This window comes from Cellulomonas fengjieae, assembly GCF_018388465.1.
GTDB classification, from domain to species: domain Bacteria; phylum Actinomycetota; class Actinomycetes; order Actinomycetales; family Cellulomonadaceae; genus Cellulomonas; species Cellulomonas fengjieae.
In genome coordinates this window covers 2,895,389-2,908,922 of sequence record NZ_CP074404.1, presented here as the reverse complement: position 1 = coordinate 2,908,922, position 13,534 = coordinate 2,895,389, and the positions used below count along the sequence as shown (strand labels likewise).

Here is a 13,534-nt window from a genome sequence, read left to right as displayed (position 1 = left end):
CCATGGCGAAGATCAAGAAGGGCGACCTGGTCGTCGTCATCTCCGGGCGCGACAAGGGCCGTCAGGGCCGCGTGCTCGAGGTCCTGGTCGAGTCGCAGCGGCTCGTCGTCGAGGGCGTCCAGCGCGTGCAGAAGCACGTCAAGGCCGGCCAGACGCAGCGCGGCACGCGCACCGGCGGCATCGAGACCGTCGAGGCGCCCATCCACATCAGCAACGTGATGCTCGTGGACCCGGAGACCAAGAAGGGCACCCGGGTCGGCTACCGCACCGAGCAGGTCGAGCGCGACGGCCGTACCCGCAACGTTCGGGTCCGCGTCGCCAAGCGCTCCGGTAAGGACATCTGATGACCGAGACGACACTTTCGGCTCCGGCGCTGCCGCGTCTGAAGTCCAAGTACAACGACGAGATCAAGAACGCGCTCTTCGAGCAGTTCGGTCACGAGAACATCAACCAGGTCGCGCGCCTGGTGAAGGTCGTCGTGAACATGGGCGTCGGCGAGGCCGCGAAGGACTCCAAGCTTATCGAGGGCGCGATCCGCGACCTGACCCAGATCACGGGTCAGAAGCCGCAGGTCACCAAGGCTCGCAAGTCGATCGCGCAGTTCAAGCTGCGTGAGGGAATGCCCATCGGCGCCCACGTCACCCTGCGTGGCGACCGTGCCTGGGAGTTCCTGGACCGCCTGCTCTCCACCGCGCTGCCGCGCATCCGTGACTTCCGTGGCCTCTCGCCGCAGCAGTTCGACGGGCACGGCAACTACACCTTCGGCCTCGTGGAGCAGTCCGTGTTCCACGAGATCGACCAGGACAAGATCGATCGGGTCCGCGGGATGGACATCACGGTCGTCACGACGGCCGACACAGACGACGAGGGTCGCGCTTTCCTCAAGCTCCTCGGCTTCCCGTTCAAGGAGATCTGACCATGGCGAAGACTGCCCTCAAGAACAAGGCTGCTGCCAAGCCGAAGTTCGCGGTGCGTGGCTACACGCGCTGCCAGCGTTGCGGCCGGCCCCACTCGGTGTACCGCAAGTTCGGCCTGTGCCGGATCTGCGTGCGCGAGATGGCCCACCGCGGCGAGCTTCCCGGCGTGACCAAGAGCAGCTGGTAGAACCCGAGCAACACGAACGTCGGTAGGTCCAGCCCCCACGGGGGCGGGATACCCCGGCGAGGAAGGGCACAAGCCCCATGACCATGACCGACCCCATCGCAGATCTGCTCACGCGGCTGCGTAACGCGAACTCGGCTCATCACGACACCGTGCTGATCCCGTTCTCCAAGCTGAAGTCGCACATCGCGGAGATCCTCCAGGCGGAGGGCTACATCGCGGGCTGGAAGGTTGAGGACGCCGTCGTCGGCAAGAACCTCATCATCGAGCTCAAGTACGGCCCCAACCGCGAGCGTGCGCTCGCCGGTGTGAAGCGCGTGTCCAAGCCGGGCCTGCGCGTGTACGCCAAGTCGACCAACCTGCCCAAGGTGCTCGGCGGCCTGGGCGTGGCGATCCTGTCCACGTCCTCCGGTCTCCTCACCGACAAGCAGGCCGCCAAGAAGGGCGTGGGTGGGGAAGTCCTCGCCTACGTCTGGTAAGTCCGAGACGGAAAGGAGCTAGCCATGTCCCGAATCGGCAGAGTCCCCGTCCCGGTCCCCACCGGCGTGGATGTCGACATCAACGGTGCCGTCGTGACGGTCAAGGGCCCCAAGGGCACCCTGACGCACACGGTCGCCGCCCCCATCGAGGTTGCGCGCGACGAGGCAGGTGCCCTCGTGGTCACCCGCCCCGACGACGAGCGCGCCTCGCGTTCGCTGCACGGACTGACCCGCACGCTGCTGGCGAACCTCGTCATCGGCGTGACCGAGGGATACGTCAAGAAGCTCGAGATCGTCGGTACCGGGTACCGCGTGACGGCCAAGGGTTCTGACCTCGAGTTCGCACTCGGTTTCAGCCACCCCGTCACGGTCAACCCGCCGGAGGGCATCACCTTCGTCGTCGAGGCCCCGACGCGCTTCTCGGTGCAGGGCATCGACAAGCAGCAGGTGGGCGAGGTCGCCGCGAACATCCGCAAGATCCGTAAGCCCGAGCCGTACAAGGGCAAGGGCGTCCGGTATGCGGGCGAGAACGTGCGCCGCAAGGTCGGAAAGGCTGGTAAGTAGCCATGGCTCTCAAGATCATCGGCAAGGGCAAGCGCATTGCCCGCCAGCGTCGTCACGTGCGCCTTCGCAAGAAGGTCTCCGGCTCCGCCGCACGTCCCCGTCTCGTCGTGACCCGGTCCGCCCGGCACATCTCGGCGCAGGTCGTGGACGACGGCATCGGCCGCACCATCGTGTCCGCGTCGACCCTCGAGGCCGACCTGCGTGGCTCGAACGACGACAAGACCGCCAAGGCCCGCAAGGTCGGCGAGCTGATCGCCGAGCGTGCGAAGGCTGCCGGCCTCGACGCTGTGGTCTTCGACCGCGGCGGCAACAAGTACCACGGCCGTGTCGCCGCGGTGGCTGACGGCGCCCGTGAGGGTGGGCTGAAGCTGTGACCACGACGACCTTCCGAAAGAAGAGGACTCACTGATGGCTGCTCCTCAGCGCAGCAACACCGGGGCGCCTGCGGGCGGCACCGGGGGCGGCGACCGTCGTGACGGCGGTCGTGGCCGGGACGGTGGCGGCCGCGGCCGCGACACCGCAGAGAAGAGCGCGTTCCTCGAGCGCGTCGTGTCGATCAACCGCGTGGCCAAGGTCGTCAAGGGCGGCCGCCGCTTCAGCTTCACCGCGCTGGTCGTGGTCGGCGACGGCGACGGCACCGTGGGCGTCGGCTACGGGAAGGCCAAGGAGGTGCCCGCGGCGATCGCCAAGGGCGTCGAGGAGGCCAAGAAGAACTTCTTCAAGGTTCCTCGCATCCAGGGCACCATCCCGCACCCCATCCAGGGTGAGGCCGCTGCCGGCGTCGTCTTCCTGCGTCCGGCCTCGCCGGGTACCGGTGTGATCGCCGGCGGTCCGGTGCGCGCCGTTCTCGAGTGCGCCGGTATCCACGACGTCCTGAGCAAGTCGCTCGGCTCGTCCAACGCGATCAACATCGTGCACGCCACGGTCGCGGCCCTCCAGGGCCTCGAGCGTCCCGAGGCCGTGGCCGCCCGCCGCGGGCTCCCGGTGGAGCACGTCGTTCCGGCATGGCTCCTGCGCGCCCAGGCCGCAGGCCTGGCCGCAGCGGCCGGCTCGAAGGCAGGTGCCTGATGGCTCGACTCAAGGTGACCCAGACGCGTTCTGGCATCGGCGGTAAGCAGAACCAGCGCGACACCCTGCGCACCCTCGGCCTCAAGCGGATCGGCGACGTCGTCGTCAAGGAGGACCGCCCTGAGATCCGCGGCATGGTCAAGACGGTGACGCACCTTGTCGCGGTCGAAGAGGTGGAGTGACCATGGCTGACGAGAAGAACGACAAGGCGGAGGCCGAGGTGACGGCCCCCAAGAAGGCCACAGCCAAGGCAGCTCCCAAGAAGGCTGCAGAGAAGGCCGCCGACACGGAGTCCGCTCCGAAGGCGACCAAGGCGAAGGCCGCTGCTGCGGACAAGCCGAAGGCAGCCGCGAAGGCGGACAAGGCCGACAAGGCCGAGTCGACGACCGAGGCTGCACCGAAGGCGAAGGCCGCCAAGGCCGAGCCCAAGGCGCCGAAGAAGTCGGTCTCCGCTGCTGCGGCGAAGGCGGCCGAGGCGGCTGCTCAGCCCGGCAACGGCGGCACGCTCAAGGTGCACCACCTCCGTCCGGCCCCCGGCGCCAAGACCGCCAAGACCCGCGTGGGTCGTGGCGAGGCGTCCAAGGGCAAGACGGCCGGGCGTGGCACCAAGGGCACCAAGGCCCGCTACCAGGTGCCCGTGCGCTTCGAGGGTGGGCAGATGCCTCTGCACATGCGCCTCCCGAAGCTGCGTGGCTTCAAGAACCCGTTCCGCGTGGAGTACCAGGTGGTCAACCTGGACAAGCTCTCCGCGCTGTACCCGGACGGTGGCGACGTGACGGTCGCCGACCTCGTGGCGAAGGGCGCTGTCCGCAAGGGCAAGCCCGTCAAGGTGCTCGGCACCGGCGAGCTCACGGTCAAGGTCTCCGTCGCGGTCGACGCCTACTCGGCGTCCGCGAAGGACGCGATCGTGGCTGCCGGCGGAAGCGTCGCGCAGGACTGATCGAAGGACGGGACCGGTGGGGACGTAGTTACCCACCGGTCCCGTTCCGTATGTCGGCGGGCATCAGTTAGGGTGCCCCGGTGCTCGCGACTCGTCGTGGGCTGCACGACCGGGACGGACCGGTCGTACGCGATGCCGCTTCGGCGGCCCAGGAGGACAGGTGCTCAGCGCATTCGTGCGGGCGTTCCGAACGCCCGACCTGCGGCGCAAGCTGCTCTTCACCATCGGGATCATGGTGCTCTTCCGGGTGGGTTCGTTCCTGCCGACCCCGGGGGTCTCCTACCCGAACGTGCAGACGTGTATCGAGCAGTCGCAGGGCAATGACCTGCTCGGCCTGGTGAACCTGTTCAGCGGCGGAGCCCTGCTCCAGCTCTCGGTGTTCGCGCTCGGGATCATGCCGTACATCACGGCGAGCATCATCGTGCAGCTGCTCCGGGTGGTCATCCCTCGCTTCGAGGAGCTCCACAAGGAGGGCCAGTCCGGCACCGCGAAGCTCACGCAGTACACGCGGTACCTGACGATCGGGCTCGCGATCCTCCAGTCGACGACGATCATCACGGTCGCGCGCAGCGGTCAGCTGTTCGCCGGCTGCACGGTCGACGTCATCCCGGACCCGTCGTGGCAGACGCTGCTGCTCATGGTCATCACCATGACCGCCGGTACCGGCCTGATCATGTGGCTCGGTGAGCTGATCACGGAGCGCGGCGTCGGCAACGGCATGTCGCTGCTCATCTTCACGTCGATCGCCGCCAGCTTCCCGGGCGCCATGTGGTCGATCGCCGGTGGCGACAACGGCATCTCGAAGTTCATCGTCGTCATGGCGATCGTGGTCCTGGTCATCGCGCTCGTGGTGTTCGTCGAGCAGTCCCAGCGACGGATCCCCGTGCAGTACGCCAAGCGGATGGTCGGCCGGCGCATGTACGGCGGCTCGAGCACCTACATCCCGATCAAGATCAACATGGCCGGCGTGATCCCCGTGATCTTCGCGTCGTCCCTGCTGGCGGTGCCCGGGCTGCTCGCGCAGTTCGGCGACCCGGCGGCGGGCTGGGTCCAGTGGATCACCCGCTACCTGGCGTCGCCGAGCGCGCCGCTGCACCTGGCGATCTACGTCGTGCTGATCATCTTCTTCTGCTACTTCTACACCGCGATCACGTTCAACCCGGACGAGGTCGCCGACAACATGAAGAAGTACGGCGGCTTCATCCCCGGCATCCGTGCCGGGCGGCCCACCGCCGAGTACCTCGACTACGTCATCTCGCGCATCACCGCACCGGGCTCGGTGTACCTGGCCATCGTGGCGCTCATCCCGACCATCGCGTTCATCGTGCTGGGCGTCGGTGCCAACATCCCGTTCGGCGGGGCGTCGATCCTCATCGTCGTCGGCGTCGGCCTGGAGACGGTGAAGCAGATCGAGTCCCAGCTCCAGCAGCGGCACTACGAAGGGTTCTTGCGTTGACCTCCCGCCTCGTCCTGCTCGGTCCTCCGGGAGCGGGCAAGGGGACCCAGGCCGCACGGCTCGCCGAGCGGCTCGGGGTTCCCGCCATCTCCACCGGTGACATCTTCCGCGCCAACATCAAGGGCGGGACACCGCTCGGTCGCACGGTGCAGGAGTACACCTCGCGCGGGGCGCTCGTGCCGGACTCGGTCACCAACGAGATGGTGCGGGACCGGCTGGGGCAGGACGACGTCGCCGACGGCTTCCTGCTCGACGGGTACCCCCGCAACGTGGCGCAGGTCGCCGAGCTCGACGCGATCCTCGCCGACGCGGGCCTGGCCCTCGACCGTGCCGTCGAGATCACCGCGGACGCGGACGTCGTGGTCGAGCGACTGCTCAAGCGCGCCGAGATCGAGGGACGCGAGGACGACACGGAGGACGTGGTGCGCCACCGCCTCGACGTGTACGCGCAGGAGACCGCCCCGATCGCCCGCGTGTACGCCGAGCGCGGCCTGCTCGTCCAGGTGGACGGCATCGGCGAGGTCGACGCGGTCACCGAGCGGCTGGTCGCGGCGATCGGCGCCCCGGGCGAGGGCTGAGCGTGTTCGGTCGCGAGCGGATCGAGTACAAGAGTCCCGAGCAGGTGCTGCTCATGCGGCGTGCGGGACTGGTGGTCGCCGAGGCGCTGGCGGCCGTGCGTGAGCGAGCCGTCGCCGGCGCGACAACGGCACAGCTCGACGCCGTCGCCGCCGAGGTCATCGCCGACCACCACGCGACGCCCTCGTTCCTCGGCTACCACGGGTACCCGGCGACGCTGTGCGTCTCCGTGAACGACGAGGTCGTCCACGGGATCCCGGGCGACCGCGTCCTCGAGGCCGGTGACGTGGTCTCGATCGACTGCGGCGCGGTCGTCGAGGGCTGGCACGGCGACTCCGCCATCACCGTCGTGCTCGACGGAGCCGACCCCGCAGACATCGACCTCGCGGCCACCACGGAGCAGGCCATGTGGGCGGGGATCGCGGCGCTCAGCGGCGCCGAGCGGCTCGGGGCGGTGGGGGAGGCGGTCGAGGACGTGGTCGACGCTGCGCAGGCCGCCGGGCGCAACGGGGGACAGCGGTACGGGATCGTCGAGGAGTACGTCGGCCACGGGATCGGGACCGCGATGCACCAGCCGCCCGACGTGCCGAACTTCCGCACGCGCGACCGCGGTCCGCGGGTCCGCCCGGGCCTCTGCGTGGCGGTCGAGCCCATGCTCGTGCGCGGTCAGCGGTTCAGCCGCACGCTCGACGACGACTGGACCGTCGTCACGTCGGACGGCTCGCGCGCGTCGCACTGGGAGCACTCCGTCGCGGTGCTGGAGGACGGTATCTGGGTGCTGACGGCGGTGGACGGCGGCGCGCTCGAGCTGGGCTCGCGCGGCGTGACCATCGCGCCGCTCGGCTGAGCCATCGCACCGCTCGGCCGAGCAATCGGCCCGTGTCCCGGTAGGCCGACCAGGTGAACTTGTCGCTATCGTCCACAAATCGCCCCGGATCGGGCGAAAAACGCGCGCGTTGCCCGGTTTGTCGGATACGGTCCTGCCGGCGGTGAACGAATCGCCACGGGTCGACCTGGGGCCCGCGCATCTCGCGCGGTGAGGGGGAGGGCGCCCGAGCCATGCAGGCACGTGGTCAGCGCGCGCCTGCGACCGACGTGATGGGTGACTCATGCAGCGCAGCATCTTTCCCTCCCCGCCCACTTCCCGGACCCGCCGTGCCGGCGCGGTCCTGATCGTCTCGGCCCTCATGCTCACGCTCGGTGCCGGCGGCGTGCAGGCGCACGACCGCGGCCGGTCCGACGGCCAGGGGCAGCACAAGGAGCAGAAGCGCAACGAACAGAAGCGCACCGACCCCAAGCAGGTCGCGCAGCCGGCGCCGGCTGCCCAGACCGCCGAGCGGCCGTCGACGACCGCCGCGTACGTCTACCTGAAGCGGGACGTGGCCGCGCCCGTCTCGTGGGAGAACTCGACCCAGCAGTACCTGGTGGCCACCTGGCCCGGTGCGTCCTACCGGAAGCTCACGCTCGCCGAGATCACGAAGGCGCTCCCCGCCGGTGTGGTGCTCTGCGGGCCGGGCTGGGCCGTCCAGGAGGACCAGGCCTACGGCGATGCCAGCCTCTTCACGGACAGCCCGGCGCCGTCCTACCCGAAGTCCTACATCGGCTGGCCGCCGATCCACCACGCGCAGCACTTCGAGCTCTCCGACATGGTGACCGTGCCCGCGTGCGAGCCGACACCGACGGCCACCCCGACCGCGACGCCGTCGGCGACACCGCCCCCCGCGACGACCCCCACGCCGACCACGACGCCCTCTCCGAGCCTGCCTCCGGCGCCGAGCGTGACGCCGACGCCGACCCCGACCCAGTCCGTGCCCGTGGTCCTTCCGGCGCCGAGCCAGCCGCCCACGGCGACGCCGGCGCCCACGGCGCCGCCGGCGGGCGAGGTGGACGACGTGACGCCGACGACTCCCGCGCCGACCGAGGAGGTCCTGGCCGCCGGCCCGACCCCCACGGCGACGTTCTACTCCGAGGTCCTGGCCGACGACGGTGACGGTGCGGTGCTCGCGGCCACCGGGTCGTCGGCGACGCCGGGCGTGCTCGCCGCCGCGATCCTGATGCTGTCGGGTGCGGCCCTGCTGCTGGTGCGGCGACGCCGTACGGGCTCGTCGACCACGAGCTGATCGAGGCGAGCTGAACGACCGGAAGGGCCGCCGTCGCACGCGACGGCGGCCCTTCCGCGTCTCGTCGCACAGGGCGTGTGGTGGAGCGCACGTAGGCTGAGCCGTGCACGGTTTCGCCCACCGGGCCTGATGCCGTAAGATTGTCCGTTGGGTGTGCGCCCGGTTCTCGTGGCGCGCTGTTCCCACGGTTGTTCCAGCACGATTGTTCCCTGCACGATCCCACCAGGCTGACCCACCCGTCCCGGGCGGGATCGGCCGACGTGGGCTGATCTATCAGAACCGACAGTTAGCGGAGGATATGGCGAAGAAGGACGGTGTCATCGAGATCGAGGGCAGCGTCGTGGAGGCTCTGCCGAACGCGATGTTCCGCGTGGAGCTCACCAACGGCCACAAGGTGCTCGCCCACATCTCGGGCAAGATGCGTCAGCACTACATCCGGATCCTTCCCGAGGACCGCGTCGTGGTGGAGCTGAGCCCGTACGACCTGTCCCGTGGCCGGATCGTCTACCGCTACAAGTAACAGCCACTCGAACACGCCGTCATCCTCGGGGGCACCCGAGCACGAGCGGCGGCGGAGGAACACGCGATGAAGGTCAAGCCCAGCGTCAAGAAGATCTGCGACAAGTGCAAGGTGATCCGCCGGCACGGTCGCGTCCAGGTGATCTGCGAGAACCTGCGCCACAAGCAGCGCCAGGGCTGATGCCCTGACGCCGGTCCGTCGGACCAGCAGCTCGACAGCACCACGGTCCTCCCCGGAGGACCAGCAAGCGCACAGCCACTCCGGTGGGGTGCCGGGCTCAGGCCCGGACCGCACCGGTGCACCCTCGGTCGGAGGCCGGGGCCCGCAGCACGCGGGAGGGCAGTGCGGCAGACCTCCGTTGCAGTTCAGGAGCCACCAGGCACATGGCACGTCTTGTTGGAGTCGACCTCCCCCGCGAGAAGCGGCTCGAGATCGCGCTCACCTACATCTACGGGGTCGGCCGTACCCGCGCCCAGGCAACTCTGGCCGCGACCGGCATCAGCCCGGACCTGCGCGTGAAGGATCTCGGCGACGCCGAGCTCGTCGCGCTGCGCGACTACCTCGAGGGCAACTACAAGCTCGAGGGTGACCTTCGCCGCGAGGTCGCTGCGGACATCCGCCGCAAGGTCGAGATCGGCTGCTACGAGGGCCTGCGTCACCGCCGTGGTCTTCCCGTCCGCGGCCAGCGCACCAAGACCAACGCGCGTACCCGCAAGGGCCCGAAGCGCACCGTCGCCGGCAAGAAGAAGGCCGGGCGCAAGTAGCCCTCCCGGCTGGCTGCACCCCGGTGCGCCGCCCGGTCATCCACAGCTGATCTCGAGAGAAGAAGAGCATGCCTCCCAAGACCCGTTCCGCCGTGCGCAAGCCGCGCCGCAAGGAGAAGAAGAACGTCTCCCACGGCCAGGCGCACATCAAGAGCACGTTCAACAACACGATCATCTCCATCACCGACCCGACGGGCGCCGTCATCGCGTCCGCCTCGTCCGGCCAGGTGGGCTTCAAGGGCTCGCGCAAGTCGACCCCCTTCGCGGCGCAGCTCGCCGCAGAGGCGGCCGCTCGTCGCGCCCAGGAGCACGGCATGAAGAAGGTCGACGTCTTCGTCAAGGGCCCCGGCTCTGGCCGTGAGACCGCGATCCGCTCGCTCCAGGCGACCGGCCTCGAGGTCGGCTCGATCCAGGACGTGACCCCCCAGGCGCACAACGGCTGCCGTCCGCCGAAGCGCCGCCGGGTCTGACCGTCGGCTCGCTCAGGTCGGTGCGCTGCTGAGAGGCGGCGCACCGACCTGGACATCCTTACGCCGACCAGGTGGACCGAGACCAGGCCGGCCCGTAGTACTGCGCAGCGTCATATGGCGGACGCCCGCTGAGAGGAAAACACACCGTGCTGATTGCACAGCGCCCCACCCTGACCGAAGAGGTCATCTCGGAGAACCGTTCGCGGTTCTCCATCGAGCCGCTGGAGCCGGGTTTCGGCTACACGCTCGGCAACTCGCTCCGCCGGACGCTGCTGTCCTCCATCCCCGGTGCCGCTGTCACGTCCATCCGGATCGACGGCGTGCTGCACGAGTTCTCCACCGTGCCGGGCGTGAAGGAAGACGTCACCGAGATCATCCTGAACATCAAGCAGCTGGTCGTCTCCTCGGAGAACGACGAGCCCGTCGTGATGTACCTGCGCAAGCAGGGCGCCGGTGAGGTCAGCGCCGCCGACATCGTGCCCCCGGCCGGTGTCGAGGTGCACAACCCCGGTCTGCACCTGGCCACGCTCAACGACAAGGGCAAGCTCGAGATCGAGCTCACCGTCGAGCGCGGGCGCGGCTACGTGTCGGCGAACCAGAACAAGTCGTTCGACACCGAGATCGGCCGCATCCCGGTCGACTCGATCTACTCGCCGGTCCTCAAGGTGACCTACAAGGTCGAGGCCACGCGTGTCGAGCAGCGCACCGACTTCGACAAGCTCGTCGTCGACGTCGAGACCAAGTCGGCGATCACGCCCCGCGACGCGCTGGCCTCCGCCGGCAAGACGCTGGTCGAGCTGTTCGGCCTGGCCCGTGAGCTGAACGTCGAGGCCGAGGGCATCGAGATCGGCCCGTCGCCGACCGACGCCGCGCTCGCCGCGGACCTCGCTCTGCCGATCGAGGACCTGCAGCTCACGATCCGCTCCTACAACTGCCTCAAGCGCGAGGGCATCCACTCCGTGGGTGAGCTCGTCGCCCGGTCCGAGGCGGACCTCCTGGACATCCGCAACTTCGGTGCGAAGTCCATCACGGAGGTCAAGGAGAAGCTGGCCGAGCTCGGTCTGACGCTCAAGGACAGCCCGCTCGACTTCGACCCGTCCGCCACCGCCTACTACGGCGACGACGAGGGCGACTTCGTCGAGGACGAGCAGTACTGACGCCGGGGACACCGACGGACCCGCCCCGGCTGGTCCGTCGGTAGCCCATCACTGGAACTCAAGGAGCAAAAACCATGCCTACGCCCACCAAGGGTCCCCGGCTCGGTGGCGGACCGGCGCACGAGCGGCTGATCCTCGCGAACCTCGCGACGTCGCTGTTCGAGCACAAGCGGATCACGACGACCGAGACGAAGGCCAAGCGCCTGCGTCCGCTCGCCGAGCGCCTCATCACGTTCGCCAAGCGCGGTGACCTGCACGCCCGCCGTCGCGTGATGACCGTCGTCCGGGACAAGTCCGTCGTCCACACCCTGTTCACGGAGATCGCCCCGGCCGTCGCCGAGCGTCAGGGTGGCTACACGCGCATCACCAAGATCGGCCCCCGCAAGGGCGACAACGCCCCCATGGCCGTCATCGAGCTCGTGCTCGAGCCGCTCTCGCCGAAGCAGTCGGTCGTCAAGGAGGCCACCAAGGCCACCGCGAAGTCCGCGCCGAAGGCGAAGCCGGCCGACACGGTCGAGGACAAGCCCGTCGAGGACGCTCCCGTCGAGGACGCCCCCGTCGAGGACAAGGTCGTCGAGGACGCCCCGGTCCAGGACGAGGTCGTCGAGGACGCGCCCGTCGAGGACGCGGTCAAGACCAAGGACGACGCCGACAAGGCGTGACCTGACCCGCAGTAGCGACAGAGCCCGGGACCTCGTGGTCCCGGGCTCTGTCGCGTCCGGCGCGAGCGCCCGAGGCACGCCTAGAGTCGGGGACATGAGCCTGCCGGTCGTCCTGGTGCACGGCCTGCGGACGTCGCGGACCATGTGGCGCGCGCAGGTGGAGACGCTCGAGCGCGTGGGTCGTCGCGCCGTCGCGGTGGACCTGCCGGGCCACGGCAGCCGGATCGACGAGCCGTTCACGCTGGACGCGGCCGTGGACACGATCACCGCGGCGATCGACGAGGTCGGCGGGCGTGCCTTCGTGGTCGGCCTGTCCCTGGGCGGTTACGTGGCGATCCGCCACGCGGCGCGGCACCCGGACCAGGTGGCCGGGCTGCTCGCGGCCTCCTGCTCCACGCGGCCGCATCGGCTGCTCCTGTCGGGGTGGTCGGTCGGCGCCCACGGCATCGCGCGCCTGCCGGACCGGGGCGCGGGCCTGAACCAGTTCCTGGTCGACCGGGTGCTGCCGGCGGAGGGGGCCGCGGACGTCGGTGCGGGTGGGTTCGCGCTCGACGCCACGAGCCAGGTCCTGCGGGAGATGACGGTGGCGACACCGGTGGCCGACCTCGCACGCGTCGAGGCGCCGGTCTGGCTCGTCAACGGAGCGTTCGACCACTTCCGCGGGGAGGAGCGACGTTTCCTCGCCGCCTGCCGCGACGGGCGGCTCGTCGTCGTGCCCCGCGCCACGCACCTGGTCAGCCTGGTGCAGCCGGCGCGGTTCGGCCGGGTGATGCTCGAGGCGCTCGACGAGGTCGAGCAGCGGGAACGCGCACGGGTGGCGGGCTCAGCCGGCGGATCGAGGAGCTGAGCCGCGAACGGCCAACGACCAGGCCCGGACGCCGCCCACGATCCCGGCCTGGTTGGGCACCACGACGACGTCGTCGCCGAGCCGCGAAAGCGTGGTGGCCGTCACCTGGCGGGCATTCCCACCGCCGAGGTAGAGCCGGTCCCAGACGAACACCGGCCGGAACCCCTCGACGACCCGTCGGACGCGCCGCGACCAGAGCCCGGCGCCGAGCCTCGCGCGCTCGACCTCGCCGACGTAGGCGTCGTAGGTGGTGCCCCAGCGCACGGGCGCGTGGGACAGCTCCAGGTGGGGCGCGAGCACGCCACCGTCGAACAGGGCCGTGCCGAGCCCGGTGCCGAGCGTCAGGACGAGCTCGATGCCCGTTCCGGAGATGACGCCGGCACCGTGCACCTCGGCGTCGTTGAGCACGAGGGTCGGCAGCCCCAGGCGGTCCGCGACGGCAACCTGCATGTCGTGGCCGGCCCAGGCGGCCACGAGGTCGGGATCGATCGTCGTGCGGGGGCCGGCGCGCGTGACGTAGTGCGGAGTCGCGACGACGACCCCGTGCCGGATCATGCCGGGCATCCCGACCGTGACCCGGTCGGCCTGCGGCAACCCGGCGGCGATCGTCGCGATGGTTTCGACGAGGCGCTCCGGGGGCAGGGGGTACGGGGTCGGCACCCGCACCGCCGGGGCGTGCAGGGTGCCGGCGGCGTCCAGCACGGACGCCTTGATGCCCCCGCCGCCGCAGTCGACGGCGAGCGTGAACGGATCGGGGCCGGCAGCGGGCACGGGGCCACGCTAGGCGACCCGGCGTGCGGGTGCAGGCGA

General features: G+C 69.9%; 21 protein-coding genes. 20 read left to right on the top strand and 1 reads right to left on the bottom strand.

The window, feature by feature from the left end; all coding sequences use genetic code 11:
• Positions 1–2 precede the first annotated feature (2 nt).
• From rplX to KG102_RS13290, 20 genes are all read left to right on the top strand, one after another.
• Positions 3–344 (top strand): 50S ribosomal protein L24, encoded by a 342-nt coding sequence (gene rplX, locus KG102_RS13385; protein WP_208212224.1) that lies wholly within the window; start codon positions 3–5, stop codon positions 342–344.
• Positions 344–916 (top strand): 50S ribosomal protein L5, encoded by a 573-nt coding sequence (rplE, locus tag KG102_RS13380; RefSeq protein ID WP_208212222.1) that lies wholly within the window; start codon positions 344–346, stop codon positions 914–916. Before rplX ends, rplE begins: the two co-directional genes overlap by 1 nt.
• 2 nt (positions 917–918) lie before the next feature.
• Positions 919–1,104 (top strand): type Z 30S ribosomal protein S14, encoded by a 186-nt coding sequence (locus KG102_RS13375; RefSeq protein ID WP_028045055.1) that lies wholly within the window; start codon positions 919–921, stop codon positions 1,102–1,104.
• Positions 1,105–1,181: 77 nt separating this feature from the next.
• Positions 1,182–1,580, top strand: coding sequence for a 30S ribosomal protein S8 (gene rpsH, locus KG102_RS13370; RefSeq protein WP_208212220.1), 399 nt, complete (start codon positions 1,182–1,184; stop codon positions 1,578–1,580).
• Positions 1,581–1,604: 24 nt separating this feature from the next.
• Positions 1,605–2,144: a 50S ribosomal protein L6 gene (gene rplF / locus KG102_RS13365; protein ID WP_208212217.1), complete on the top strand. Its 540-nt coding sequence runs from the start codon at positions 1,605–1,607 to the stop codon at positions 2,142–2,144.
• 2 nt (positions 2,145–2,146) lie between these two features.
• Positions 2,147–2,518: a 50S ribosomal protein L18 gene (gene rplR, locus KG102_RS13360; protein ID WP_208212215.1), complete on the top strand. Its 372-nt coding sequence runs from the start codon at positions 2,147–2,149 to the stop codon at positions 2,516–2,518.
• A 34-nt stretch (positions 2,519–2,552) separates the two neighbouring features.
• Positions 2,553–3,212, top strand: a complete 660-nt coding sequence (rpsE, locus tag KG102_RS13355) for a 30S ribosomal protein S5 (protein ID WP_208212213.1) — start codon at positions 2,553–2,555, stop codon at positions 3,210–3,212.
• A complete protein-coding gene (gene rpmD, locus KG102_RS13350) occupies positions 3,212–3,394 on the top strand; it encodes a 50S ribosomal protein L30 (protein ID WP_028045050.1) in 183 nt (60 codons plus the stop codon). The genes rpsE and rpmD overlap by 1 nt, the downstream gene beginning before the upstream one ends.
• 2 nt (positions 3,395–3,396) lie before the next feature.
• On the top strand, positions 3,397–4,152 hold the full coding sequence (gene rplO, locus KG102_RS13345) for a 50S ribosomal protein L15 (protein ID WP_208212211.1): 756 nt from the start codon (positions 3,397–3,399) through the stop codon (positions 4,150–4,152).
• A gap of 160 nt (positions 4,153–4,312) precedes the next feature.
• A complete protein-coding gene (gene secY / locus KG102_RS13340; protein WP_208212209.1) occupies positions 4,313–5,608 on the top strand; it encodes a preprotein translocase subunit SecY in 1,296 nt (431 codons plus the stop codon).
• Positions 5,605–6,186 (top strand): adenylate kinase, encoded by a 582-nt coding sequence (locus KG102_RS13335; protein ID WP_208212207.1) that lies wholly within the window; start codon positions 5,605–5,607, stop codon positions 6,184–6,186. Before secY ends, KG102_RS13335 begins: the two co-directional genes overlap by 4 nt.
• A 2-nt stretch (positions 6,187–6,188) precedes the next feature.
• Entirely contained in the window at positions 6,189–7,031 is an 843-nt protein-coding gene (gene map, locus KG102_RS13330; RefSeq protein ID WP_208212205.1) for a type I methionyl aminopeptidase, read from the top strand.
• A gap of 262 nt (positions 7,032–7,293) precedes the next feature.
• Positions 7,294–8,304 carry an LPXTG cell wall anchor domain-containing protein gene (locus KG102_RS13325; protein WP_208288387.1) on the top strand — a complete coding sequence of 337 codons (1,011 nt, stop codon included), beginning with the start codon at positions 7,294–7,296 and terminating at the stop codon, positions 8,302–8,304.
• 298 nt (positions 8,305–8,602) lie between these two features.
• Positions 8,603–8,824, top strand: a complete 222-nt coding sequence (infA, locus tag KG102_RS13320) for a translation initiation factor IF-1 (protein ID WP_013770189.1) — start codon at positions 8,603–8,605, stop codon at positions 8,822–8,824.
• 66 nt (positions 8,825–8,890) lie between these two features.
• Positions 8,891–9,004, top strand: coding sequence for a 50S ribosomal protein L36 (rpmJ, locus tag KG102_RS13315; RefSeq protein WP_013117849.1), 114 nt, complete (start codon positions 8,891–8,893; stop codon positions 9,002–9,004).
• Between the two features lie 203 nt (positions 9,005–9,207).
• The gene (rpsM, locus tag KG102_RS13310; protein WP_208212202.1) at positions 9,208–9,588 is read left to right on the top strand and encodes a 30S ribosomal protein S13; all 381 of its coding nucleotides are present in this window, start codon (positions 9,208–9,210) and stop codon (positions 9,586–9,588) included.
• 68 nt (positions 9,589–9,656) lie between these two features.
• The gene (rpsK, locus tag KG102_RS13305; protein WP_055912186.1) at positions 9,657–10,058 is read left to right on the top strand and encodes a 30S ribosomal protein S11; all 402 of its coding nucleotides are present in this window, start codon (positions 9,657–9,659) and stop codon (positions 10,056–10,058) included.
• 146 nt (positions 10,059–10,204) lie between these two features.
• Entirely contained in the window at positions 10,205–11,215 is a 1,011-nt protein-coding gene (locus KG102_RS13300) for a DNA-directed RNA polymerase subunit alpha (protein ID WP_208212200.1), read from the top strand.
• A gap of 74 nt (positions 11,216–11,289) precedes the next feature.
• Positions 11,290–11,877, top strand: coding sequence for a 50S ribosomal protein L17 (gene rplQ, locus KG102_RS13295; protein ID WP_208288388.1), 588 nt, complete (start codon positions 11,290–11,292; stop codon positions 11,875–11,877).
• 94 nt (positions 11,878–11,971) lie between these two features.
• Positions 11,972–12,724 (top strand): alpha/beta fold hydrolase, encoded by a 753-nt coding sequence (locus KG102_RS13290; RefSeq protein WP_208288390.1) that lies wholly within the window; start codon positions 11,972–11,974, stop codon positions 12,722–12,724.
• Here the strand turns inward: KG102_RS13290 and KG102_RS13285 are convergent.
• Positions 12,701–13,495, bottom strand: a complete 795-nt coding sequence (locus KG102_RS13285; RefSeq protein ID WP_208288392.1) for an ROK family protein — start codon at positions 13,493–13,495, stop codon at positions 12,701–12,703. The two genes, KG102_RS13290 and KG102_RS13285, sit on opposite strands and share 24 nt — an antisense overlap.
• Positions 13,496–13,534: the final 39 nt, after the last annotated feature.